Raw genomic sequence first — 23054 nt, forward strand, 5'->3', positions numbered from 1 at the left:
GGGTACGACGACGTACCGACTAGTGCCCGTGCTCCTCGCCGGCGCTCGTCGGAAGCGTGAGGTGGGCGGTGCGCACGACGCCGTCGTGCCGGAAGTCGAGGTACAGCTGGTAGGCACCCTCGCTGGGCACCTCCACCCCGAACTCCACCTCGGGTCCGGCCGCCGTCACGCCGTCGCCGGGCTCCCCGGACGGGTGGACGTGCAGGTAGGCCAGGTCGCCCTCGCGCAGGGCGACCAGGTGTCCGTAGGCGCCGAGGTAGGGCTGCAGGTCGGTGACCGGCACCCCGGCGCGCGTGACGGTCAGGGTCAGCTCGGCGAGCTCGCCCGCCGCGAGGTCGCCGGCGACCGTGACGGTGTAGCCGTCGACCGTGGTCGTGCGGGTCTCGCGCTGGGGCGGTGCCGCCGCGGAGGGACCGGACACGGCGAGGTCGGCGCCGAGGGTGAGCGGCTCGCCCCCGGTGGGGGAGAAGTCCGCGAAGACGCGCCAGCTCCCGCCGGTGAGGTCGAGCCGCGTGGTCCACGTGCCGTCGGCGCCCAGGGTCGGGTGGACGTGCTGGAAGCCCTCGAAGTCCCGCCGTACGGCGATCAGGTGCAGGCGCTGCTCGTGCTCGACGTCGTAGTCGGTGACCGCCCCGTCGGGACCCTCGATGGTGAAGGACAGCGGGCGCGCCGCTCCGGGGGAGAGCCTGGGGTCGGCCAGCACGAGCCGGTAGCCGTCCTGGGCGGACATGAGCCCGCCCGGGAGGCTCGCGGACGAGGCGTCGTGCGAGGCACCGTGCGCGGCGCCGTCGGCGCCGGGCTCGTGGGCCGGCTCGTGGGCGGAGGCCGGTTCGGTGTCCACAGGATCCAGGGCCGCTCCGGCGGCGACGGCGAGGCCGAAGACGGCCGCGAGGCCCACCGCGAACGCCAGGACCCGGACGAAGGTGGTGTCCCTGCTCATGTGAGGTACTATACCCCCCTAGGGTAACTACGCAAGGAGGACGACATGTCCCACGACCACGGCCCCCAGGCCGAGCACCATCAGCACCCCTCCGGGCTCAACGCCATGGCGGCGAGCGCGACGCTGCACTGCCTCACCGGCTGCGCGGTGGGTGAGGTCGTCGGCCTGATGGTCGGCACCGCGATGGGACTCTCCACCGGCGCGACGATCGTCCTCGCGGTGGCGCTGGCCTTCCTCTTCGGGTACTCGCTGTCGACCTTGCCGCTGCTGGCCTCCGGCCTCTCGGTGGGCGCCGCCCTGTCCGTGGTGCTCGCGGCCGACACCCTGTCGATCGCGACGATGGAGCTCGTCGACAACGCCGTGATGGCGGTCGTGCCCGGCGCCATGGAGGCGACGCTCTCCGATCCGGTCTTCTGGCTGAGCATGGCGCTCGCGCTCACCGTCGCCTACGGGGCGGCGTTCCCGGTCAACCGCGTGCTGCTGGCCCGGGGCAGGGGCCACGCGCTGACCCACCCCTTCCACGGGGCGCCGGTGGCGCGCCGCTGGGTGCCGATGGTGGGGGCCGGCACGCTGGCGGTCGCGATCGTCGCCTTCCTGCTGGGCGGCCTGGTCGCCTCGGTCGCGGCGCCTGAGGAGGCCCCGCAGCCGGCCGGTCACGCGCGAGGCGACACGCCGCACGCCAAAGCGTGATCGAACAGGTGTTCGGGCTAGGTTGGACCCCGTAAGCAGGCGCAGCCACACCCGCTGACACCGACGTCGTCCACAGCCCCGCTCCACGTGGGACCGGACTGTCGGCGGTCCGGTCTAGCGTCCAGCCAGACGACAACGACAACGACGAAGCTCGCTCACACAGACGAAGGACGGACACATCATGGCTGGTGGAGACCGCGACAAGGCCCTCGACGCGGCACTGCTCAACATCGAGAAGCAGTTCGGCAAGGGCTCGGTGATGCGCCTCGGCGACGAGACGCGCGCCCCCCTCGAAGTCATCCCCACGGGGTCGATCGCGCTGGACGTCGCGCTCGGCCTCGGCGGGCTCCCGCGCGGTCGCGTGGTGGAGATCTACGGGCCGGAGTCCTCCGGCAAGACGACCGTCGCCCTGCACGCTGTGGCCAACGCCCAGCGCGCCGGCGGCATCGTGGCGTTCATCGACGCCGAGCACGCGCTGGACCCCGACTACGCGAAGAACCTCGGCGTCGACACCGACGCGCTCCTGGTCTCGCAGCCCGACTCGGGCGAGCAGGCGCTCGAGATCGCCGACATGCTGATCCGCTCGGGTGCGCTCGACCTGATCGTCATCGACTCCGTGGCCGCGCTCGTGCCCCGCGCCGAGATCGAGGGCGAGATGGGAGACAGCCACGTCGGCCTGCAGGCCCGGCTGATGAGCCAGGCGCTGCGCAAGATGACCGGTGCCCTCAACAACTCCGGCACCACGATGATCTTCATCAACCAGCTGCGCGAGAAGATCGGCGTCATGTTCGGCTCGCCCGAGACCACCACCGGTGGCAAGGCGCTGAAGTTCTACTCCTCGGTCCGCCTCGACGTGCGCCGCATCGAGACCCTCAAGGACGGCACCGACATGGTCGGCAACCGCACCCGGGTCAAGGTCGTCAAGAACAAGGTGGCCCCGCCGTTCAAGCAGGCCGAGTTCGACATCATGTACGGCAAGGGGATCAGCCGCGAGGGTGGCCTGATCGACGTCGGCGTCGAGGCCGGCCTGGTCCGCAAGGCCGGTGCTTGGTACACCTACGAGGGCGACCAGCTCGGCCAGGGCAAGGAGAACGCCCGCACCTTCCTCAAGGACAACCCCGACCTGGCCAACGAGCTGGAGAAGAAGATCCTCGAGAAGCTCGGCGTCGGCCCTCAGGTCGACGCGCCCGCCGACGACCTGAGCGACGAGCCGATCGGTGTCGACTCCTTCTGAGCCCGACCCCTGGCTCGGCGACGTCCGTGACGGGGTGGCGGCGTGGACCCGGTCCGCGCCGCCCCTCTCGCCGGCGGACCTCCCTCCGGACCCCGTCGCCGACGGACCGGACGCCGACCTGGAGTCGGTCGCCCGCAAGATCCTCCTCGACCAGCTGACCGGCCAGGCCCGCTCCCGCAGCGAGCTGGCCACCAAGCTGGCCAAGAAGAACGTGCCCGAGGACCTCGCCACCCGGTTGCTGGACCGCTTCGAGGAGGTCGGCCTCGTCGACGATGACGCCTTCGCCCGCCTGTGGGTCGCCAGTCGCCAGCCCGGCAAGGGACTGGCCCGTCGCGCCCTCGCCCAGGAGCTGCGCCGCAAGGGCATCGACGACGAGGTCGCCCGTGAGGCGCTCGAGGAGATCGACCCCGCCGACGAGGAGCAGTCCGCGCGGCTGCTGGTCCGCAAGAAGCTGCGCACCCTCACCCGCGTCGACGACACCACCGCCACCCGACGCCTCGTCGGCATGCTCGCCCGCAAGGGCTACCCCTCCGGCCTCGCCTTCTCCGTCGTCAAGGACGAGCTCCGCCACGCCGACCGCGACGCCCCCGACCTCGACGTGTAGGCCAGCGGAGGTTGAGGAAGGTGCGCCAGCGCCTGTCTCGAAACCCCGCGAGCCGACCAGCAGCCGCAACCACCGTCCCTGACCCCTTCCGGCCCATCACCCGAGTGCGTGGGGTGGGCAGGGCGCGGAGGAGCCGGAGGCGACAGGGCCACGGCGCCGGTGTGGATGGGACTGGCCGCCCGGAGCGACGAAGGAGCGGAGGGCTGGTTTCCGGCGCCGTGGCCCTGTCGCCGTAGGCGACGAGCCGCGCCCTGCCCACCCCACCCCACGGTGAGCGGGCGGCGCCCCGCGCGAGCGGAGCCCCGCGCGAGCGGAGCCCCGCGCAGCGGAAGACGCGCCGCGCGAGCGAGTGCCACAATCACCCTCGTGACCACCGAGCGCGAGATCCTGACCTACGAGATGTTCGGCGGCGCGGTGCGCGACCTGGCGCAGATGGTGGCCGACGACGGCTACGAGCCCGACCTGGTGCTCTCGATCGCCCGCGGAGGGCTGGGCCTCGGGATGGGCCTGGGCTATGCGCTGGACGTCAAGAACCTCTCCGCGGTCAACGTGGAGTTCTACACCGGCGTCGACACCCGCCTCGACGTCCCGATGATGCTGCCGCCGACCCCGGCGGCCGTCGAGCTGGCCGGGCTCAAGGTGCTGATCGCCGACGACGTCGCCGATACCGGCAAGACCCTGGAGATCGTCCAGGACTTCTGCGCCGACCACGTCGCGGAGGCGCGGATCGCGGTGATCTACGAGAAGCCGTGGACCATCGTGCATCCCGACTACGTCTGGCGGCGCACCGAGCGCTGGATCGACTTCCCCTGGTCGAGCACCCCGCCGGTCGTACGTCGCGGCGGTGCTGCGGACGCATGAGCCACGCGACGACCCGGCTGGTCGTGCACGACCGCGGGCACGAGCTCCTGGGGGCGGTGCACGAGGGCGAGTCGTGGGCCGCAGCCGCTCGCCGTACCGTCGCCAGCCGGCACGCCGACCCGGTGCCGGTCGACCTCTCGGGTGAGGTGAAGCAGTTCGTCGTCGACCACGACAACCGGGTCACGGTGCGCGCGATGAGCCGCGGTGACCTGCCGGACGTGACGCGCTGGCGCGCCACGGAGCACGTGCAGCGCTGGTGGTCGGGCGACGGCGCGGCCACGCTGGAGGCTGTCACGGAGAAGTACGGGGCCTCGATCGACGGGATGACGCCGACCCGGATGTACGTCGCCGAGGTCAACGGCCGCTCGATCGGCTTCCTCCAGGACTACCGGATCCGCGACTACCCCGAGTTCGCGATGCTGACGCCCGACCCGCACGCGGTCGGCGTGGACTACGCCATCGGCGAGACCGGCTGGCTCGGGCGGGGCTTCGGGCCGCGCATCCTGTGGGAGTGGATGCCCCGCGCCCTGAGGCGCTTCCCCGACGCCCGCTCCCTCTTCGCCGCACCCGACCACCGCAACGCCGCGTCGCTGCGGATCCTCGACAAGGCGGGCTTCACCCAGGGCGTGTGGTTCGACGAGCCCCAGAGCAATGGCGGCGTCGCCACCATGGTCGGGTGCACGCTCGACGTCGCGACGGTCCTGGCCTGATCCCCGCTCGGTGCGTCGAGGTGGCACGCCGTACTGGAATAGTGCTCCCATGACCCTCGCCACCGTCGAGCCCCTCGTGCGGCTCCCTCCCGGTCCCGTCTCGCTCGCCGACATCCCCGCCGACGGCAAGCCCGGCTTCGACGGCACCAAGGAGGAGGGCGAGGCGGCCCTGGCAGCTCTCGGCCCCGAGCTGGCCGACGTGCAGGAGCGGCTCTTCGCCGAGCGGACCACCGGCTCCCCGCGGCGCATCCTGCTCGTCCTCCAGGGGATGGACACCTCCGGCAAGGGCGGCGTCCTGCGCCACACCGTCGGGCTGGTGGACCCGCAGGGAGTGCAGATCACGGCGTTCAAGGCGCCCACCAAGACCGAGCTGAGCCACGACTTCCTGTGGCGCATCCGCAAGCGGCTGCCCGAGCCCGGCCACATCGGGGTCTTCGACCGCTCCCACTACGAGGACGTCCTGATCGGGCGCGTGCACGAGCTGGCCGACGCCGACGAGATCGAGCGCCGCTACGGCGCCATCAACGAGTTCGAGCAGGAGCTGGTCGCCGGCGGCACGGTCGTCCTCAAGGTCATGCTGCACATCTCCGCCGCCGAGCAGAAGGCCCGGCTGCTGGCCCGGCTGGACAACCCGGCGAAGTACTGGAAGTTCAACCCCGGCGACGTCGACGAGCGCGCCCACTGGGCGGCCTACCAGGACGCCTACGAGGTGGCGCTGGAGCGCACCAACACCGAGCTCGCGCCGTGGCACGTCGTGCCGAGCGACCGCAAGTGGTTCCGCAACCTCACGATCGCGCGCCTGCTGCACGAGCGGCTGCTGCAGATGGCGCCGACCTGGCCGGCCGCCGACTTCGACGTGGAGGAGCAGCGCGCCCGCCTCGTCAACGAGGTGCTGGTGACGTGATCCCGACCGTCTCCGTGACGCGCTACATCACGCCGCTGCGCGAGGGCGGCAGCCTGCCCGGGATCGTGGAGGCCGACGACCTCGGCACCTACGTCTGCAAGTTCCGCGGCGCCGGGCAGGGGGTGCGGGTCCTGGTCGCCGAGGTGGTCGTCGGCGAGCTGGCGCGCCGCATCGGCCTGGACACCCCGCGGCTGGTCGCGCTCGACCTGGACCCCGCCATCGCCCGCTACGAGGCCGACGAGGAGGTCCAGGACCTGCTCAACGCCAGCCCCGGCCTCAACCTCGGGGTGGACTTCCTGCCCGGCTCGTTCGGCTACGACGGCGAGCTCCCGGCAGGCGCCGAGGACGCCGCGGCGGTCGTGTGGCTCGACGCCTTCTGCGCCAACGTCGACCGCTCGTGGCGCAACCCCAACCTGCTGGTCTGGCACGGCAACCTGTGGGTCATCGACCACGGCGCCTCGCTCTACTTCCACCACGCCTGGTCCGGCGGGGTCACCGACCCCGCGCGCTTCGCCGCCCAGCCGTGGGACCCCACCGACCACGTGCTGCTCGCGCAGGTGCGCGACCTCAGCGGCACCGACGAGCGGCTCAGCGCGCTGGTCACGCCCCAGGTGCTGACCGAGGTGGTCGCCCAGGTGCCCGACGCCTGGCTGGAGCCGGTGCCCGGCGCCGAGAGCCCCGAGGCCCTGCGGGCGGCCTACGTCGCCTTCCTCACCGCGCGCCTCGGCACCCGCCAGTGGCTCCCGACGGTGGCCGGCTGATGTCGCGCCTGGCCTACCAGTACGTCGTCCTGCGCTGCGTGCCCCGCGTGGAGCGCGAGGAGTTCCTCAACGTCGGGGTGGTCGTCTACTGCCAGTCGGCCGACTACCTGGCCGCGGCGTGGAACGCCGACCGCGAGCGGCTCCGGGCGCTCGACCCCCGGCTCGACGTCGACCAGGTCTGCGACGCCCTCGCCTACGTCGACGCCATCTGCGCCGGCGACCCGCGCGGGGGAGCGGCGGCCCTCCAGCCGCGCGGCCAGCGCTTCGGCTTCCTCAAGGCACCCAAGAGCACCGTCCTGCAGCCCGGCCCCGTCCACGGCGGCGTCACCACCGACCCGCCCCGCCAGCTCGAGCGCCTGCTCACCCAGCTCGTCGGCTGACGGACGAGGGGCGCGGGGTCCGGGGGTTGAGGAAGGCGCGCTAGTGCCTGTCTCGAAACCCCGTGCGGCTGCCTTTGTGCGCGGGTGCGCCGCCCGGAGGTTTCGAGACGGTTGCTGGCGCAACCTCCTCAACCACCGAGCCTCCGGGGGTTGAGGAAGGCGCGCTAGCGCCTGGCTCGAATTCGAGAAGCAGGTCCAGGGATGGAGCCGGCGCAAGCGTGAGGCGTTGATGGCGGGTGCTTTCGACACGCTGCCGTTCCTGGCAAGCAGGTCATACGCCACCCGAAGGTTTCGAGACGGTTGCTGGCGCAACCTCCTCAACCACCGGGCCCTCCGGGGGTTGAGGAAGGTGCGCTAGCGCCTGTCTCGAAACCCCGTGCGGCGGCCTTTGTGCGCGGGTGCGCCGCCCGGAGGTTTCGAGACGGTTGCTAGCGCAACCTCCTCAACCAACGGGGTCGGAACCGTCAGACAGGCACGAGCTCCACGGCGCCGACGGCGTAGCGGGCCAGGATCGTGCGGGCGACCTCGGGGTGGGCGCCGAGCGGCTCGGAGACGGCGACGGCGCCGGCCTCGAGGGCGAGCTCGGCGGCCCGGTCGACGAGGACGCCGGGCGCGAGGAAGAGCGACGCGACCGCGATGTGGCGCCGGCCCTCGGCGCGGAAGGCACGCACGGCCTCGCCGGTGGCCGGCGGGGCGCTGGCGGCGTACGCCGCGCTGACGGGCAGCTTGTGGTGCGTGCCCCACAGGCGGGCGAGCCGGGCGACGGCCTGGTTGGCGAGCGGGTCGGTGGAGCCGGCCGCGGCCAGGACGAGGGCGTCGAGCTCGCGCACCCGGGAGCTGCGCAGCGCCTCGCGCAGGCGCTCGTCGAGCACCTCGAGGAAGCAGGCCTCCAGGCCGAGGATCGAGGTCACGCGGACCTGCAGGCCGGGGTGCCGGCTGGTCGCCTCGGCGACGGCCTCGGGCACGTCGACGGCGCCGTGGAGGGCCTCGCTGAGCAGCAGGGGCACGACGACGATCTCGTCGTGACCGGCCTTCACCAAGCGGTCGACGACGGTCTGGAAGCCGGGCTTGGCGAGGTCCAGGAACGCCTTCTCGACGCGCAGGTCGGGGCGCATGGCCTTGACCTCGGCGACCAGGGCGGTGATGGTCTTGGTCGACCGCGGGTCACGACTTCCGTGAGCCAGGGCCACCAGTGCAGGAGCAGCCATCAGCGCGGCCTCCTCTCGTGAGCGGGTGGTGCGGAGAGCTCGACGGCACTGTCGAGGACGTGGGACCGGGAGTCGTTCATGAGTGGATCCCGCACTCGGTCTTGTTGGTGCCGGCCCAGCGCCCGCTGCGGGCGTCCTCGCCGGGGGCGACGCGCCGGGTGCAGGGCGCGCAGCCGATCGAGGGGTAGCCGTCGTAGACGAGCGGGTTGACCAGCACGCCGTTCTCGGCGATGTAGCGCTCGACCTGCTCGTCGCTCCACCGCGCGAGCGGGGAGACCTTGACCTTGCCCTTCTTGGCGTCCCAGCCGATGACCGGCGCGATCACGCGGTTGTGGGTCTCGGCGCGGCGCAGGCCCGTCGCCCACGCGTCGTACGACGCCAGCGACTCGGCCAGGGGCTTGACCTTGCGCAGGGCGCAGCACAGGTCGGGGTCGGTCTTGTAGAGGTCCTTGCCGTACTGGGCGTCCTGCTCGGCCACCGACTGCACGGGGGTGATCGTGAGCAGGTTGACGTCGAGCGTGGCCTGCACGGCGTCGCGGGTGCCGATGGTCTCGACGAAGTGGTAGCCGGTGTCGAGGAAGACCACGTCGACGCCCGGGACGGTCTTGGCGGCCAGGTCGGCGAGCACGGCGTCGCCCATCGAGGAGGTGATGCAGAACCGCTCGCCGAAGGTGGCGGCGGCCCACTCGATGATGTGCTCGGCAGGGGCCAGCTCGAGCTCGGCGCCCCAGTGGGACACCAGCTCGCGCAGCTCCTCGGGGGAGCGGCCGGCGGTGAACGAGCCGCGGTTGGCGCGCGCGGCGGCGGTGGTGGCGGTCGTCATGCGGGGTCCCCGGCGAAGCAGGAGCCCAGCGAGTGGTTCGTTGGGGTGCTCATGCCTTCACCTCCCGGCGCAGCATGCCGAGCATCTTGACCGTGAAGGCCCGCTGGCACGACCGGCACTCCCACGCGCCCTTGACCGAGGAGTCGTCCGACTCGTGCGGCCACAGGTTGTCGTCGGCGCAGTAGGGGCAGTGGAACGGCACGGCACGCTCGTTGCTCATCTCGGGGTCCCCACGACGTTGTCGGACGGGGGAGCGAAGCGGAGGAGGACGAGAACTTCGTGGGGTGAGTTCATAGGGGACTCAACGCCTTCTCGCCCCGGAGCAATTCCTCCTCGGCGCGCGCGACCCAGGTCGCGAAGCGCTCGCCGTCGGTGCGGTCGGCCAGGAAGTTGCCGACGACGACGGTGATGTAGTCGTCCAGCCCCGCGCTCGTCACCTTGTGGGCGCGCAGCTTGCGACCGAAGTTGGCCTCCAGCCCGGTGGCGCCGCCGAGGTGCACCTGGAAGCCCTCGACCTGCTCGCCGTCGGACATCACGAGCTGGCCCTTGAGCCCGATGTCGGCGACCTGGGTGCGGGCGCAGGCGTTGGGGCAGCCGTTGACGTTGACGGTGATCGGGGTGTCGAGGTCGGGGAAGCGCTTCTCGAGCTCGCCCACGAGCAGGCGGGCGCGCTCCTTGGTGTCGACGATCGCCAGCTTGCAGAACTCGATGCCGGTGCAGGCCATCGTGTTGCGGCGCCAGTTGGACGGCCGCGCGCTCAGCCCGATCTCGTCCAGCCGGCTCACCAGTGCCTCGACCTTGTCCTGGTCGACGCCGATCAGCACGATCTTCTGGTACGGCGTGAGGCGGGCGCCGGCCACGCCGAACTCCTCGATCAGCTCCGACAGCCGCACCAGCAGCGAGCCGGACACCCGACCGACCGTCGGCGCGATGCCGACGTAGAACTTGCCGTCCTTCTGGGGGTGCACACCGATGTGGTCGCGGTGGCCCACCGGGGTCGGCGGCGAGGGGGTGGAGACCAGCTCACGCCCGAGGTACTCCTTCTCCAGCACCTCGCGGAACTTCTCGACGCCCCAGTCGGCCACCAGGAACTTCAGCCGCGCCCGCGAGCGCAGCCGGCGGTAGCCGTAGTCGCGGAAGATGCCGGCCACGCCGGCCCAGGCGTCGGCCACCTCGTCGAGGGGGATCCACACGCCGAGCTTGGCGGCCAGCATCGGGTTGGTCGACAACCCGCCCCCCACCCACAGGTCGAAGCCGGGGCCGAGCTCGGGGTGGACGGTGCCGACGAAGGAGACGTCGTTGGTCTCGGGGCACACGTCGTGGCCGGGGTGGCCGGTCACGGCGGTCTTGAACTTGCGCGGGAAGTTGGAGAAGTCGGGGTTGCCGATGAACCGGCGGTGGATCTCCTCGAGCGCCGGGGTGCCGTCGATGATCTCGTCGGTGGAGACGCCGGCGACGGGGGAGCCGAGGAAGGGGCGGGGCGAGTCGCCGCACGCCTCGAGGCTGCTCAGGCCGGCAGCGTCGAGCCGGTCCCAGATCTCGGGGACGTCCTCGACGCGGATCCAGTGGTACTGGATGTTCTCGCGGTCGGTGACGTCGGCGGTGTCGCGCGCGAAGTCGACGCCGATCTGACCCAGGGTCCGCACGGCCTCGGCGTTCAGCAGCCGGCCGTCGGAGCGCACCCGCAGCATGAAGTACTCGTCGTCGAGCTCCTCCTCGCCGAGGGTCGCGGTCTTGCCGCCGTCGAAGCCGGGCGCCCGCTGCGTGTAGAGGCCCATCCACCGGAAGCGGCCGCGCAGGTCGGCGGGGTCGATGGAGGCGAAGCCGCGCTTGGAGTAGATGTTGATGATCCGGGCGCGGACGTGGAGCGGGTCGTCGTCCTTCTTGGACTGCTCGTTCTTGTTCAGCGGCTCGGTGTAGCCGAACGCCCACTGGCCCTCCGCCCGCTTGGGGCGGGGGACGTCGGTGTGGGCCGGGGGCTGGGCCTGGAAGCGCTGGTCGGGCATGAGGAGCTGGTCCTTCGCTGAGTGCCGCGCGGCACCTGCTCAGCAGGGGCGCGGGATGATCGGGGTGGCGTCGTTCAGCGGGGCCGACACATCGCGCTGCGCGTGCGCCCGAAGTCCACGTGGCGGCGTACCACGAGGTAGGCGTGCGTCTCGGCGCTGATCATGTCAAGCAGTCTCACGGTGCGGACGGCCTTCTCACAAGCTGAAATCCCATGATGTGGACAGCCTGTCCACCATTCGATACGCGTGGAGGCGCTCTCCGCCTGTACCCGCCGGTAGTGCGACCCACGTCACATCCAGGCCCTCGCATCGGCGTGGCCACGCTGGTTGGGCGCGGTCGGTGCACGTCACTAGGCTGCGGACATGGCCGACATCGACGCCCTCACCAGCAGCGCCTACTCCCAAGCCCTCGAGGTGATCGCCTCGGTCGAGCCCCGCATCGCGGAGGCCACCCGCCAGGAGCTCGCCGACCAGCGCGGCTCCCTCAAGCTGATCGCCAGCGAGAACTACGCCTCGCCGGCGGTGCTGCTCACCATGGGCACCTGGTTCAGCGACAAGTACGCCGAGGGCACCGTCGGCCACCGCTTCTACGCCGGCTGCCAGAACGTCGACACCGTCGAGACGCTCGCCGCCGAGCACGCCCGCGAGCTGTTCGGCGCCGAGTACGCCTACGCCCAGCCCCACTCCGGCATCGACGCCAACCTGGTCGCCTTCTGGTCGATCCTGGCCCACCGGGTCGAGGGCCCCTGGCTGGAGAAGGCCGGGTCCAAGAACGTCAACGAGCTCACCGACGCCGACTGGGAGTCGCTGCGCAAGGAGCTCGGCAACCAGCGCCTGCTCGGCATGAGCCTGGACGCCGGCGGTCACCTCACCCACGGCTTCCGCCCCAACATCAGCGGCAAGATGTTCCACCAGCAGCAGTACGGCACCGACCCCGAGACCGGGCTGCTCGACTACGACGCGCTGCGCGCCAAGGCCCGCGAGTTCAAGCCGCTGATCCTGGTCGCCGGCTACTCCGCCTACCCGCGCCGGGTCGACTTCGCCAAGATGCGCGAGATCGCCGACGAGGTCGGCGCCACGCTCATGGTCGACATGGCCCACTTCGCCGGGCTCGTGGCCGGCAAGGTGTTCACCGGCGACGAGGACCCCGTGCCCCACGCCCACGTCGTCACGACCACGACCCACAAGAGCCTGCGCGGCCCGCGCGGCGGCATGGTGCTGGCGACGGCGGAGTACGCACCCTCCGTCGACCGCGGCTGCCCGATGGTGCTCGGCGGCCCGCTGTCGCACGTGATGGCCGCCAAGGCGGTCGCCCTGGCCGAGGCCCGCCAGCCGTCGTTCCAGACCTATGCCCAGCAGGTCGCCGACAACTCCAAGTCGCTGGCCGAGGGCTTCCTCAAGCGCGACGGCGACCTGGTCACCGGCGGCACCGACAACCACCTGGTCCTGCTCGACGTCTCGCGCTTCGGCCTCACGGGCCGCCAGGCCGAGTCGGCGCTGCTCGACGCGGGCGTCGTCACCAACCGCAACTCCGTCCCGGCCGACCCCAACGGCGCCTGGTACACCTCCGGCATCCGCCTCGGCACCCCCGCCCTGACCACTCGCGGCTTCGGCCACGACGAGTTCGACCGGGTCGCGGAGCTGATCGTCCACGTCCTCCAGAACACCCAGCCCGGGACCACCAAGGCCGGTGGCCCGTCCAAGGCCTCCTACGTCCTGGCCGACGGCGTCGCGGACAAGGTCAAGGACGCGTCCGCCGAGATGCTCGACAAGCACCCGCTCTACCCCGGCCTCGAGCTGTCCTGACCCCCGGGGGTTGAGGAGGTTGCGCAGCAACCGTCTCGAAACCCCGTGACGGACGAGCGACCTCAGACGACCGGCAGCGTGCGGTCGACGATCGTGCGCAGGTCGCCGCCGTCGAGGGCGCCGTAGACCCCGTCGTACGACGAGCCGAGGCGTGAGGCGCAGAAGACGTCGGCCACCTCGGGCGAGCCGTGGCGCACCAGCAGCGAGCCCTGGAGGCACAGCGCCATGCGGGCGGCGAGGCGGCGCGCGGCCACCTCGAGCCCGGCGGTGTCCCCGAGCATCGCCAGCGTGTCGTCGACGGCCCGGTCGAGGCGGGCGTCGGCCCCGCGGGCCAGGCCGACCTCGGTGATCCAGGCGGCCAGCACCTCCGGCTCGCGGCCGAGGGCGCGCAGCACGTCGAGCGCGTTGACGTTGCCCGAGCCCTCCCACACCGAGTTGAGCGGCGCCTCGCGGTAGAGCAGCGGCATCACCGACTCCTCCACGTAGCCGTTGCCGCCCAGGCACTCCAGCGCCTCCGCCACGTGGGCGGGCGTGCGCTTGCAGACCCAGAACTTCGCCAGCGGCAGGGCGATGCGCCGCAGCGCCGCCTCGTGGGGATCGTGGCGCCGGTCGACGGCCGACGCCAGCCGCAGCGCCAGCGCCGTCGCTGCCTCCGACTCGACGGCCAGGTCGGCCAGGACGTTCTGCATCAGCGGCTTGTCGACCAGCAGCGACCCGAAGGCGGAGCGGTGCGCGGCGTGCCACGACGCCTCCGACACCGCGCGCCGCATCAGTGACGCCGACCCCAGCACGCAGTCGAGCCGGGTCGCGGCGACCATCTCGATGATCGTGCGCACCCCGCGTCCCTCGTCACCGAGCCGGTGCGCGAGGGTGCCGTCGAACTCCAGCTCCGAGGAGGCGTTGGAGCGGTTGCCGAGCTTGTCCTTGAGGCGGACCACGTCGAGCTGGTTGCGGGTGCCGTCGGGGAGCACGCGCGGCAGCACGAAGCAGGTCACCCCGCCCTCGGTCTGCGCGAGCACCAGGAACATGTCGTTCATCGGCGCCGAGGTGAACCACTTGTGGCCGTGCAGCGTGTACTCGCCGTCCACCGACGTCGGCCTCGCGACCGTGACGTTGGCGCGCACGTCGGAGCCGCCCTGCTTCTCGGTCATGCCCATGCCCACCAGCGCCCCGCGCTTCTGCGCGGCCGGCCGCAGGCCCGGGTCGTAGGTGGTCGACGCGAGCAGCGGGGTCCACTCCTTGGCGACCGCGTCGTCCGCGCGCAGGGCCGGCACGGCGGCGTACGTCATCGAGATGGGGCACCCGTGGCCGGGCTCGGTGTGCGACCACGCCATGAAGCCGGCGGCCCGGCGCACGTGGGCGTGCGGGCTCCCGGCCTCCTGCTGCTCCCAGGGGGTGGCGGCGAGGCCGTGCCCGACGGCGCGCTCCATCAGCCAGTGCCACGAGGGGTGGAAGGTGACCTCGTCGATGCGGTTGCCGTAGCGGTCGTACGGCGTGAGCACCGGGTGGTGCTCGTTGGCCAGCTGACCGTGCTCGCGGGCCTCGGCGGCGCCGGCCTCGGCTCCCAGCGCAGCCAGGTCGTCCAGGACCTCCTGGCCCGCGTGCCGCACCACCGCCTCGCTGAGCGCGGCGTCGGCCGTGACCACGTTGTGGCCGACCAGCGGGGGCGCCTGGTTGGTGGTGACGCGCACCTCACGCCGCGTCGGGGTTGGCGAGTCCGGGAGTGCCATGCGACTACCGTAAGCGGCATGGTGGCGGAGACCCGGGAGACCGCCTCGTCCGGGCGGACGTGGGCTCCCGCGCGCCGCTTCCTCGACACCTTCTGGCGCCTCGTGGTCACCACCGTCAGCGCCTGCCTGCGCTACCGGGTGACCGGTCTGGCGGCCGAGGCGGCGTTCTTCGCGGTCCTGTCGGTGCCGCCGCTGGTCTTCGCGCTCGCCGGCGCCATCGGCTACGTCTCGGAGCGGTTCACCGCCGCCCAGGTGGAGGACGTCCGGCAGGCGGTGATCGACCTGTCGTCGTCGTTCCTGACCGACAGCGCGGTCAACCGGATCGTCGTGCCCACGATCGACGAGGTGCTCGACGGCGGGCGGTTCGACGTGATCTCGCTGGGCTTCGTGCTGGCGCTGTGGTCGGGCTCGCGCGCGCTCAACGTCTTCGTCGACACCATCACGATCATGCACGGCCTCGGGGGCCACCGCGGCATCATCCGCACCCGCGCGCTGTCGTTCGTGCTCTACATCCTCGCCATGATCACCGGGGCGGTCTCGATCCCGCTCGTCGTCGCCGGCCCCAGGCTGGTGCGCGAGGCGCTGCCCGACAACGCCGACTTCGTCATGGGCTTCTACTGGCCGGTCGTCGTCGTGATCTGCATCTGCTTCCTCGCCACGCTCTACCACGTGTCCGTCCCGGTGCGGACCAACTGGAGCTTCAACCTCCCCGGTGCCACCTTCTCGCTGGTCGCGTGGATCGTCGGCTCCTACGTGCTGCGCTGGGTCCTGACGGTCACCGCCGCCGACTCCAAGTCCATCTACGGGCCGCTCGCCGCTCCCATCGCGGTGCTGCTGTGGCTCTACATCCTGGCGCTGGCGGTGCTCATCGGCGCGGCCGTGAACGCCGCGTTCGACACCGTCTTCCCCCAGAAGGGGACCGCCAGCGCCCGCCAGGAGCTGATGCACCGGATCAGGAACCGCATGTCGAAGGAGAGGCCCTGACCGGTTCGCCGGTGTGCGCCCGCTAGATTCGCCACGTGGTCGACGCGACGGGGGATCAGGCGGGCAGTGCGTTCCGCGGCAGCATCTCCCTCCCCGACGTCGTCCGGTCGCCGTGGTGGGAGCTGGGCCGCCGGCTGCTGCTGGCGTTCGGGATCCTGCTCGGCACCGTCCTGCTGGTCTACTTCGACCGTGACGGCTACGTCGACGGCAACGACCCGACCAACACGGTCAGCTTCACCGACTCGATCTACTACACCACCGTCACGCTGAGCACGACCGGCTACGGCGACATCGCGCCGTACAAGGACGGTGCGCGGCTCGTCAACGCGTTCGTCATCACCCCCGCCCGCATCGCCTTCCTGGTCCTGTTGATCGGCACCACCCTCGAGGTGCTGGCGTCGCAGGGCCGGGAGATGTTCCGCGTCTCTCGCTGGAGGAAAAAGATGGGCCACCACGTCGTGATCGTCGGCTACGGCACCAAGGGTCGCAGCGCCGTCGAGACACTGGTCAACAACGGCCTGGAGCGAGAGAGCGTCGTCATCGTCGACCCCAGCCCCACCGCGCTGGCCGACGCCCACGCCGACGGCCTCGCGGTCGTCTCGGGCGACGCCACCCGCCGTGAGGTGCTGCGCCGCGCCGGAGTGGCGGAGGCCGACCAGATCATCATCACCACCAACCGCGACGACTCCAACGTCCTGGCCGCGCTCACGGTGCGCCAGCTCAACCCCGACGCCTGGATCGTCGCGGCGGTCAAGGAGCAGGAGAACGCCCCGCTGATGCGCCAGTCCGGCGCCAACTCGGTGATCACCTCCTCCGACGCCGTGGGGCGCCTGCTCGGGCTCTCGTCGCTCTCGCCGACGCTGGGCTCGGTGATGGAGGACCTGCTGACCTACGGCGAGGGGCTGGAGGTCGCCGAGCGTGACCTGCTCGTCAGCGAGGTCGGCAAGCAGCCCCAGCAGCTGCCCGACCAGGTCATCTCGGTCGTCCGCGACGAGAAGGTCTACCGCTACTTCGACCCGGTCGTCACCCAGCTCGCCCGCGGCGACCGGCTGATCGTCGTACGTCCCGCCAAGGAGCTGCCGTGGGCGCCTCGGCCGGGCACGCACAACGAGGAGTCGGCCTCCTCGGAGAACTGATCGCCGTTCGAACACGTGTTCGATCGTGTGAGACGATCGACCCCATGGCGGGTGGCATGGGTGGCGGGTGGAGCAAGCAGGGCAGCGGCGTCCCGCTGTCCGAGCGCGTCCGCTCCGGCGCCCCCGCCCGACCCCCGGTCGCCTCGCTCGGCGACCCGTGCCCGGCGCGGCACTGCTGGGTCGCCGACGCGGTCGACCGCCACGGCGCCAAGCGCCCCGGGCTGCTCGTCGAGTGGCGCCAGGCCGCCGACGGGTGGGAGGGCCGGGTGGTCTACGTCGTGCAGCTGCGGCCCGACGCGTGGCAGCTCGTGGAGGAGTGGGTGCCTGCCGCGCTGCTGACCCCGTCCTAGGGGAGCGCGGAGCTCCGCGGGCATGGAGAAGCCGAACCGCTGGCGTCTCGGGTCACCAGCGGTTCGGCGATCACCACGGTAGCCGACGAGCGGCCTCGCCCCAACGGGTGGAGCCCAATCTGGCTCACATCGGCGCCGAGATGACCCGAAGTGACCAGGCGGCTCCACCCATACGGGCTATTCGCCGGCGGGAGATCCGGGACAGGTATGGCGTCGGCGGTCTCTTTCGAGGTGCAGTCCTCCCGATAGGGCTGCGTAAGCCCTGACGCTCGAGACCGCCGACAGCGTCAACCTAGTAGGACGCGGGTGAGCCGCGCCTCATCCTCGGGGGTGATTGTTCGGAGTGCGGAGTAATCCGTCCGGGGTGTAGGTTCACAGACGAAGACCACCGCTCCGCCTCTTAAGAGTAGGCGGGGCGGTGGTCTCTGTCGTCTGCGACGCAGAGTGCGAGTGAGGCATCACCCGACCCGTCCGATCCAACCCGACGAGGGTATGCGATCACCGCGGGTTACGCACCCCTCTCATCCGGAGTCGCGCCCCGGGTCACCGGCTCGGGACGCCGGCGCTACGACGACGTCTCGTCGCTCCCCGGCTGGCCGTGGACCTCGTCGAGCGCGAACCCGTGCTGCACCGCCCACGCGATCGCCTGGCTGCGGTTGGTCACCTCGATCTTGCGGTAGGCCGAGCGGATGTAGGTCTTCACCGAGTTGATGCTCAGGTAGAGCCGGCGGGCCACGTCGTCGTTGCCGAGGCCCATCGTGATCAGGCCGAGCACCTGCACCTCGCGCGGCGACAGGCCCCGGCCGGCACCGAGCTGGGTGGGGTTGGCGGTGTAGTCGAGCGCGTCGTCGTTCCGGTCGCCCGCCAGGTCGCCCAGGGCGGCGGACTCGATCACCTGCTGGATCTCGGCGGCGTCGGCCGACATCGAGATGGCGCCGTCGACGCCCTTCTCGAACGCCTGGTTGGCCAGGTCGGGCCTCAGGTTGCGGGCCACCGCCACGACGGCGGCGTGGGTCTCCTTGACGAGCCAGTCCAGCTGGTCGCTGCTTCCGGTGGTGAGCCCGGCGACGTCGTACAGCACGACGTCGACGCCCGGGTCCACGGCGAGGTCGACGCCCCGTCCGAGGAGCTCGAAGGGCGCACGCATCTCCTGGACGACGGAGGACAGGCCGCGGTAGACGACGTCCTCGTCGGTGACGATGGCGATACGCACGGGCCCTCCCGCCTTCCGCGAAGAAATGGTCACTGACGTTGCCTCGTTCGACGAGCTGGCGCCGTGTCGATCACGGCCCGATGCGTTTTCCCAGACTGATCTCCCTGATCTTCGAGATCCAAACACCCGTCTGGACCACCGGGCAAGTTCGCGGGCCGCCGGGAAGCGCCGGTGCCGCGCTCAGCGGCGCTGGCCCCAGCTCGACGGCGGGCCCATCAGGTCGACGGCGCGGCGGATCCCGATGGTCACCCCGATGCCCACCACGCCGATGCTCGCCAGCAACGACCCCAGCGTCAGCACCAGCCAGGCGAAGACGAAGCCGATCGTGGTGCCGCTGCCGGACTCGCCCTCGGCGCTGTTGCTGGCGAGCAGGAAGAAGAACGCGCCGACCACGAGTACGCACAGGCCCACGGTCAGGAAGCCGAAGCCGTCGACGTACTTGGTGCGCCGCGGTGGCGGGGTGTCGTCGAACGTGGTCAGCAGCTCCTCGGTGCGACTCGGCGGGGTGCGGACGGTCACGGCCAGCTCCTCCAGGGCCGCGCGCAGCTCGCGCTGAACGGCGCCGGCGTGGAACGCGAGGGCGACGACGCCGGCGTCGGTGAGGAGCTCGACGCTCATCGGCGTGGGGAACGAGGCCTCCCGCAGCTCGCTCAGCGGGTAGTGCACGAACCCCTCACCGTCGGTCTCGCGCAGCGTGAGCCCCTCCGCGTTCAGCGCGAGCTGGTGTGGCACGTCGTCCTTGGTCACCGCCCACGAGCGGGTCTCGACCGGCTGCTGCTCCATCAGGTCCTCGTCTCTCCGGGCCGTCCCCTGGAGCGGACGGTCATTCCGAGGCCTTCCCCGTCCGTCGCGACTTCACGCCTCCGAAGGTCCTGGTCGCCTCGTCGACCTCGGCTTCCTGCCGCCGTCTCGCGAGGCGAACGCCGTAGCGGCGCAGCGGGTCCTCGAACCGCACGTGCGCCACGTGTGCGGCAACGAACGCCAGCGCGATGCCGACGACGGTCGAGAGCAGCGAGCCCGCGAACCCCCAGTCGGAGGGCAGCACCGCCTCGGCGGCGTTGAGCCCGAAGTTGTGGAGCAGGTAGAGCGAGTACGACAGTGCGGCGACGTACGCCATGGGGCGCGAGCCGAGCCAGTCGGCGCGCGTGGAGCTGGTGGTGACGAGCCCCGCCAGGACCAGCGCCGCGAGCAGGCTGAAGACGGGGTAGAGCCGGCCCTGGGGAAGCACCTGCGCGGTGCTCAGCTGCAGAGCCACGAGGGCCGTCGTGAGGAGCAGCAGGACCGCCGGCCGGCCGGCGAGCGCGAGCCGCTCGTAGGAGGGGCGGTGGTGCAGCAGCGTCGCGACCAGGCAGCCGAGCGCGATCGGCGTGTAGCTCTCGAGGGAGACGCCCCACCCGCCGCCGAGGTGGCCCGCGACGCTGCAGCCCAGGGCGATCGCGGTCAGGGCCAGCGCCTGGGGGAGCGCGCGGGCCTTGAGCAGCACGAAGCCGAGGACCGGCCAGACGAAGTAGAACTTCTCCTCGATCCCGATCGACCACGCCATGTCGAACGGCACCAGCACGTCGCCGTTGAAGTACAGCGCGTGCTCCGGGAAGAACAGCAGGAAGTAGGGGATGTTCTCCACGAAGGCGTCGCGCCGCTCCGGCTCCATCCCCAGACCCAGGATGAGCACGCAGTAGAGCGCGAAGACCGCGAGGTACATCGGGTAGATCCGGAACGCCCGCCGTACGTAGAACGCGCGCAGGTCCACCCCACGAGCGCCACCCTCGTGCTCGCGCAGCAGCAGCGTGGTGATCAGGAAGCCGCTCAGCACGAAGAACAGCGTCACGCCCGAGGGCCCGTGCAGCCGCGGCCACACGTGGGGGTACGCCGGATGGGCGGTGAACACGAGCACCACCGAGATCGCGCGCAGCCCGTCGAGGGCGGGGAAGCGGTGCAGGGCACGGTAGTCGGCGTGCGTGACGTGCCCGTCCCCCATGTGCCCCCCTCGCACCCGCCGAGCCCGGCGTAGGAGGTCACCCTAAGCGTCAGGCGGTGCTCTCGTCCGAGCGCTCCTCCTGCTCGCGCTCCTCCTCCTGCTCCTTCTCCACGCGCTTCTTGATCCCGCGCAGGCCGGGGAGCTTGCCGAGCATCTCGTTGAGCTCCTTGGAGACGTCCAGGAGGTCGTGCAGGTCCGGCGCCACGGAGCTGAGCGTCTCCAGCATCGGGAGGATGTCGGACTCCATCTTGTCCGCGAGCGTGGGGAGGTGTCCGACGAGCCCCACGATCGCCTCGACCTCGTCGGGGTCGGTCGTCTTGACGATCCGGTCGAGCGCGGGGATCAGCTGCGTCATCGGGGGGACGAGGTCCGCGAGGAGCGGCTCGATCCGAGCGACCAGGGGCTCGGCGCGGCTCAGGAGGCGCTCTGCCTTGCCGAGCAGGGGATCGGCGTCGTCGAGCATCGCGCTGACCCGGTCGGACAGCGGCTCGAAGGAGACCAGTGCGTGGTCGGCGCGGGCGCGGGTCTCGTCGGCCGCGGCCACCACCTCGTCGGCCCGCTGCCGGGTCTGCTCGATCCTGGCCATCAGGGCGCCGACGTCGTCGAGGAGGCGCTCGGCGTTGTCGAGCAGGCGCAGCACGCGCGGCCCGGCCGCGACGAGCTGCTCCAGCAGCGCCCGCACGTCCGAGGGTCCGGGGATCGAGGGCAGTCTCATCCCAGCAACCTACGAGCCGGCCATGGGGCACCGGGCACGCGAACTGGTGCAGTTCCACCACGCGGGGCGGGGGCATGCAGTGCGCTTCTTCCGGGCACGGGTCCTCCTGTTGACGGGGTCGGCACGAGGACCTCCGACCGATTTCGGCTTACGTTGTAAGTTGGGGTCGAACCTACGCCACCACCCCCACCGACGGAGTCCCGATGTCCGACGAACCCACCGTCACGACCGACCCTGTCGGCCACCGCCGCTCGATCGGCGACACCCTCGGTCGCCTGCCCCGCAGCGCGGGTGCGTTCGTGGCTCGGGACCGGCTGACGTGGCGGCAGTCCGTCGAGGGGTCAGGGGTGCTGTGGCTCCTCGTCGCCGTGCCTGTGGTCGCTCTGCTGGTGCGCCGCCTCGTCCGGAGCCGCTAGGACCACGGCGTCGTCGTACGACGCAGCCGCTCCCTAGGACGGCGTCGCCGGCACGAACTCGCGCAGGCGCCCGCTCGCCACCTTCTCGGCCGACTCCCGGGCCAGGACCAGTCCGCCGCCCGCGGGCGCCGCCTGGGCCGGGGTCTGCTCGTGGTGGAACCGACCGGCCTCGTCGGTGGTGACCGACACCTGCGTCGTGGTGGCGCCGACGAGGAACTGCAGCGTCACCTGCGCGCCGGGTCCGAAGCCGGCGCCGTCGACGACCACCGACGCGGCCGACTCGGTCAGCGTCAGTGCGGGGACGCTGGAGGCAGGCGGCGCGGTCGGCGTGTAGAGCGACATCACGTAGACCGGACTGTCGGTGAACGTGTGCGGCGCCATGGCGACGCAGACCCCCGCCGATCCGTCCGCTGCCGGCAGGACGAGCTGCCGACAGACGTCGCACCGCTGCCAGCCCGGTTCGCCGTGGGATGGCGGAGGGTCGACGTACAGCCCGTAGGCGGCGCTCGCCGTGAAGTCGTGCGGTGCATCGTCGAAGCACACGCCGTCGAAGCTGGGACCGCCTCGAGCCAGGGCCTGGCAGCGAGAGCACCAGTGCCAGCCGGCGTCGCCTCCCTCCGGCGCCGATCCGGTGTCCGGGACGAGGTAGGCAAGGCTGCCCGTCAGGTCGTGAGCGGCTCCGTCCCGGCAGGTCCCGTCGGAGACGGACCCGAGGACCAGGCAGCGACACCGGCCGCAGAGGCGCCAGCCAGGCTGGCCGTCGCCCAAGGACTGGGGGAAGACGCTGTACCTCGCGCTCGCACTCTGGTCGTGCGTGCCGCCGGCAGCGCAGTCCCCGACCTCGAGGCCGGAGTAGCTCATGAGCTGGCACTTGCTGCACCACCGCCAGCCCGGCTGCGCGTCCACCGGCTCGACCTCCATCGGCACGGCGTAGTCGAGGCTCCCTGCGAACTCGTGCTCACCGCCCGCGACGCAGACGCCGGCGCCGCCGCCCGCCACGAAGCCGTGACACCTGCTGCAGAGCCGCCACCCCGGCTGCGCCCCGGTCGGCGCGGCGCCGAAGGCGATCCGGTACGTCTCGTTGGGCGTGTGTCCGCCGCCGGCGACGCAGACCCCGGTCTGGGCGAACGACACCAGGCCCTGGCACTGCTGGCACCACTGCCACCAGTCCTGCATCGCCGCCACGACGACCGGGACGTGGTAGTCCGCACTGCCGGTGGCGTCGTGGGCCCCGCCTGCGGAGCACTGCCCGTCACCCAGCCACAGCCGCATGCACTGGGGGCACCAGTGCCAGCCGGGCTGCGTCTCGGGCAGCGCGCCCATGGCGACGTTGTACTCCGCGTCGTACTCGGCATACTCGTGCGCCGCGCCGTCCGTGCACACCCCGGGAGCGCCCTTGTAGGCGAGGCTCGCGCACTTCTGGCAGGCGCCCCAGCCCGGCTGCGCGCCCGGCTCGACCGTGCCCCACGCCGCCTTGTACTCCCAGCTGGTGGAGAACTCGTGCATGGAGCCGGTCACGCACGACCCGGCCCGGTCGATGTCGACCAGGCCCGCGCACACCCGGCACCGTCGCCACCCGCGGTCCGCGTCCATCACTGCGCCTCC

The 23054-nt window shown here is 71.7% G+C and carries 24 protein-coding genes; 13 read left to right on the forward strand and 11 right to left on the reverse strand.

What is annotated here, in order from left to right; all coding sequences use genetic code 11:
- Nucleotides 1-19: 19 nt before the first annotated feature.
- Nucleotides 20-940: a hypothetical protein gene (locus E4622_RS17720; RefSeq protein ID WP_134741587.1), complete on the reverse strand. Its 921-nt coding sequence runs from the start codon at nt 938-940 to the stop codon at nt 20-22.
- A 45-nt stretch (nt 941-985) separates the two neighbouring features.
- On the opposite strand from E4622_RS17720, the gene E4622_RS17725 reads away from it, so the two are divergent.
- The 8 genes from E4622_RS17725 to E4622_RS17760 all read left to right on the forward strand — a co-directional run bounded on the left by E4622_RS17725 (nt 986) and on the right by E4622_RS17760 (nt 7084).
- Entirely contained in the window at nt 986-1630 is a 645-nt protein-coding gene (locus E4622_RS17725) for a DUF4396 domain-containing protein (RefSeq protein WP_245156099.1), read from the forward strand.
- 181 nt (nt 1631-1811) lie between these two features.
- Nucleotides 1812-2864, forward strand: a complete 1053-nt coding sequence (recA, locus tag E4622_RS17730; RefSeq protein ID WP_134741588.1) for a recombinase RecA — start codon at nt 1812-1814, stop codon at nt 2862-2864.
- Nucleotides 2848-3468, forward strand: coding sequence for a regulatory protein RecX (locus E4622_RS17735; RefSeq protein ID WP_134741589.1), 621 nt, complete (start codon nt 2848-2850; stop codon nt 3466-3468). Before recA ends, E4622_RS17735 begins: the two co-directional genes overlap by 17 nt.
- A gap of 366 nt (nt 3469-3834) precedes the next feature.
- Entirely contained in the window at nt 3835-4329 is a 495-nt protein-coding gene (locus E4622_RS17740; RefSeq protein WP_209022008.1) for a phosphoribosyltransferase family protein, read from the forward strand.
- A complete protein-coding gene (locus E4622_RS17745; RefSeq protein ID WP_134741590.1) occupies nt 4326-5039 on the forward strand; it encodes a GNAT family N-acetyltransferase in 714 nt (237 codons plus the stop codon). Before E4622_RS17740 ends, E4622_RS17745 begins: the two co-directional genes overlap by 4 nt.
- Before the next feature lie 49 nt (nt 5040-5088).
- Nucleotides 5089-5943 carry a PPK2 family polyphosphate kinase gene (locus tag E4622_RS17750; RefSeq protein WP_134741591.1) on the forward strand — a complete coding sequence of 285 codons (855 nt, stop codon included), beginning with the start codon at nt 5089-5091 and terminating at the stop codon, nt 5941-5943.
- Nucleotides 5940-6704: a HipA family kinase gene (locus tag E4622_RS17755; protein ID WP_134741592.1), complete on the forward strand. Its 765-nt coding sequence runs from the start codon at nt 5940-5942 to the stop codon at nt 6702-6704. The genes E4622_RS17750 and E4622_RS17755 overlap by 4 nt, the downstream gene beginning before the upstream one ends.
- Entirely contained in the window at nt 6704-7084 is a 381-nt protein-coding gene (locus E4622_RS17760; protein WP_134741593.1) for a DUF3037 domain-containing protein, read from the forward strand. The genes E4622_RS17755 and E4622_RS17760 overlap by 1 nt, the downstream gene beginning before the upstream one ends.
- Nucleotides 7085-7548: 464 nt before the next feature.
- Here E4622_RS17760 and E4622_RS17770 read toward each other — a convergent pair whose 3' ends face one another.
- From E4622_RS17770 to E4622_RS17780, 4 genes are all read right to left on the reverse strand, one after another.
- Complete coding sequence (locus E4622_RS17770) at nt 7549-8292, reverse strand: sirohydrochlorin chelatase (protein WP_134741594.1); 744 nt, start codon at nt 8290-8292, stop codon at nt 7549-7551.
- Between the two features lie 76 nt (nt 8293-8368).
- The gene (locus E4622_RS17775) at nt 8369-9115 is read right to left on the reverse strand and encodes a phosphoadenylyl-sulfate reductase (protein WP_134741595.1); all 747 of its coding nucleotides are present in this window, start codon (nt 9113-9115) and stop codon (nt 8369-8371) included.
- Nucleotides 9116-9164: 49 nt separating this feature from the next.
- Complete coding sequence (locus E4622_RS22890; RefSeq protein WP_167736149.1) at nt 9165-9335, reverse strand: hypothetical protein; 171 nt, start codon at nt 9333-9335, stop codon at nt 9165-9167.
- A 70-nt stretch (nt 9336-9405) separates the two neighbouring features.
- Nucleotides 9406-11121, reverse strand: a complete 1716-nt coding sequence (locus tag E4622_RS17780) for a nitrite/sulfite reductase (protein WP_134741596.1) — start codon at nt 11119-11121, stop codon at nt 9406-9408.
- 363 nt (nt 11122-11484) lie between these two features.
- On the opposite strand from E4622_RS17780, the gene E4622_RS17785 reads away from it, so the two are divergent.
- Nucleotides 11485-12927, forward strand: coding sequence for a glycine hydroxymethyltransferase (locus E4622_RS17785; protein ID WP_134741597.1), 1443 nt, complete (start codon nt 11485-11487; stop codon nt 12925-12927).
- 62 nt (nt 12928-12989) lie between these two features.
- On the opposite strand, the gene E4622_RS17790 is transcribed toward E4622_RS17785, so the two are convergent.
- On the reverse strand, nt 12990-14657 hold the full coding sequence (locus tag E4622_RS17790; RefSeq protein WP_134741598.1) for an acyl-CoA dehydrogenase family protein: 1668 nt from the start codon (nt 14655-14657) through the stop codon (nt 12990-12992).
- A gap of 18 nt (nt 14658-14675) precedes the next feature.
- On the opposite strand from E4622_RS17790, the gene E4622_RS17795 reads away from it, so the two are divergent.
- The 3 genes from E4622_RS17795 to E4622_RS17805 are packed head-to-tail and all read left to right on the forward strand — an operon-like array spanning nt 14676 to nt 17127.
- Nucleotides 14676-15641 (forward strand): YihY/virulence factor BrkB family protein, encoded by a 966-nt coding sequence (locus E4622_RS17795; RefSeq protein WP_134741599.1) that lies wholly within the window; start codon nt 14676-14678, stop codon nt 15639-15641.
- A 35-nt stretch (nt 15642-15676) separates the two neighbouring features.
- A complete protein-coding gene (locus E4622_RS17800; protein ID WP_134741600.1) occupies nt 15677-16777 on the forward strand; it encodes a potassium channel family protein in 1101 nt (366 codons plus the stop codon).
- Between the two features lie 44 nt (nt 16778-16821).
- Entirely contained in the window at nt 16822-17127 is a 306-nt protein-coding gene (locus tag E4622_RS17805) for a hypothetical protein (RefSeq protein WP_134741601.1), read from the forward strand.
- A gap of 565 nt (nt 17128-17692) precedes the next feature.
- On the opposite strand, the gene E4622_RS17810 is transcribed toward E4622_RS17805, so the two are convergent.
- The 4 genes from E4622_RS17810 to E4622_RS17825 form a co-directional block, all read right to left on the reverse strand.
- The gene (locus E4622_RS17810; RefSeq protein WP_209022009.1) at nt 17693-18340 is read right to left on the reverse strand and encodes a response regulator transcription factor; all 648 of its coding nucleotides are present in this window, start codon (nt 18338-18340) and stop codon (nt 17693-17695) included.
- Between the two features lie 180 nt (nt 18341-18520).
- A complete protein-coding gene (locus E4622_RS17815) occupies nt 18521-19123 on the reverse strand; it encodes a hypothetical protein (protein ID WP_134741602.1) in 603 nt (200 codons plus the stop codon).
- Nucleotides 19124-19163: 40 nt separating this feature from the next.
- Nucleotides 19164-20318, reverse strand: a complete 1155-nt coding sequence (locus tag E4622_RS17820) for an acyltransferase (RefSeq protein ID WP_134741603.1) — start codon at nt 20316-20318, stop codon at nt 19164-19166.
- Nucleotides 20319-20367: 49 nt separating this feature from the next.
- Complete coding sequence (locus E4622_RS17825; protein ID WP_134741604.1) at nt 20368-21033, reverse strand: hypothetical protein; 666 nt, start codon at nt 21031-21033, stop codon at nt 20368-20370.
- Between the two features lie 203 nt (nt 21034-21236).
- Between E4622_RS17825 and E4622_RS17830 the strand changes: the two genes are divergently transcribed.
- Nucleotides 21237-21449 (forward strand): hypothetical protein, encoded by a 213-nt coding sequence (locus E4622_RS17830; protein ID WP_134741605.1) that lies wholly within the window; start codon nt 21237-21239, stop codon nt 21447-21449.
- Between the two features lie 33 nt (nt 21450-21482).
- On the opposite strand, the gene E4622_RS17835 is transcribed toward E4622_RS17830, so the two are convergent.
- Nucleotides 21483-23042: a hypothetical protein gene (locus E4622_RS17835; RefSeq protein WP_134741606.1), complete on the reverse strand. Its 1560-nt coding sequence runs from the start codon at nt 23040-23042 to the stop codon at nt 21483-21485.
- Between the last annotated feature and the right edge of the window lie 12 nt (nt 23043-23054).

This window comes from Nocardioides sp. 503 (assembly GCF_004522095.1).
Taxonomy (GTDB): domain Bacteria; phylum Actinomycetota; class Actinomycetes; order Propionibacteriales; family Nocardioidaceae; genus Nocardioides.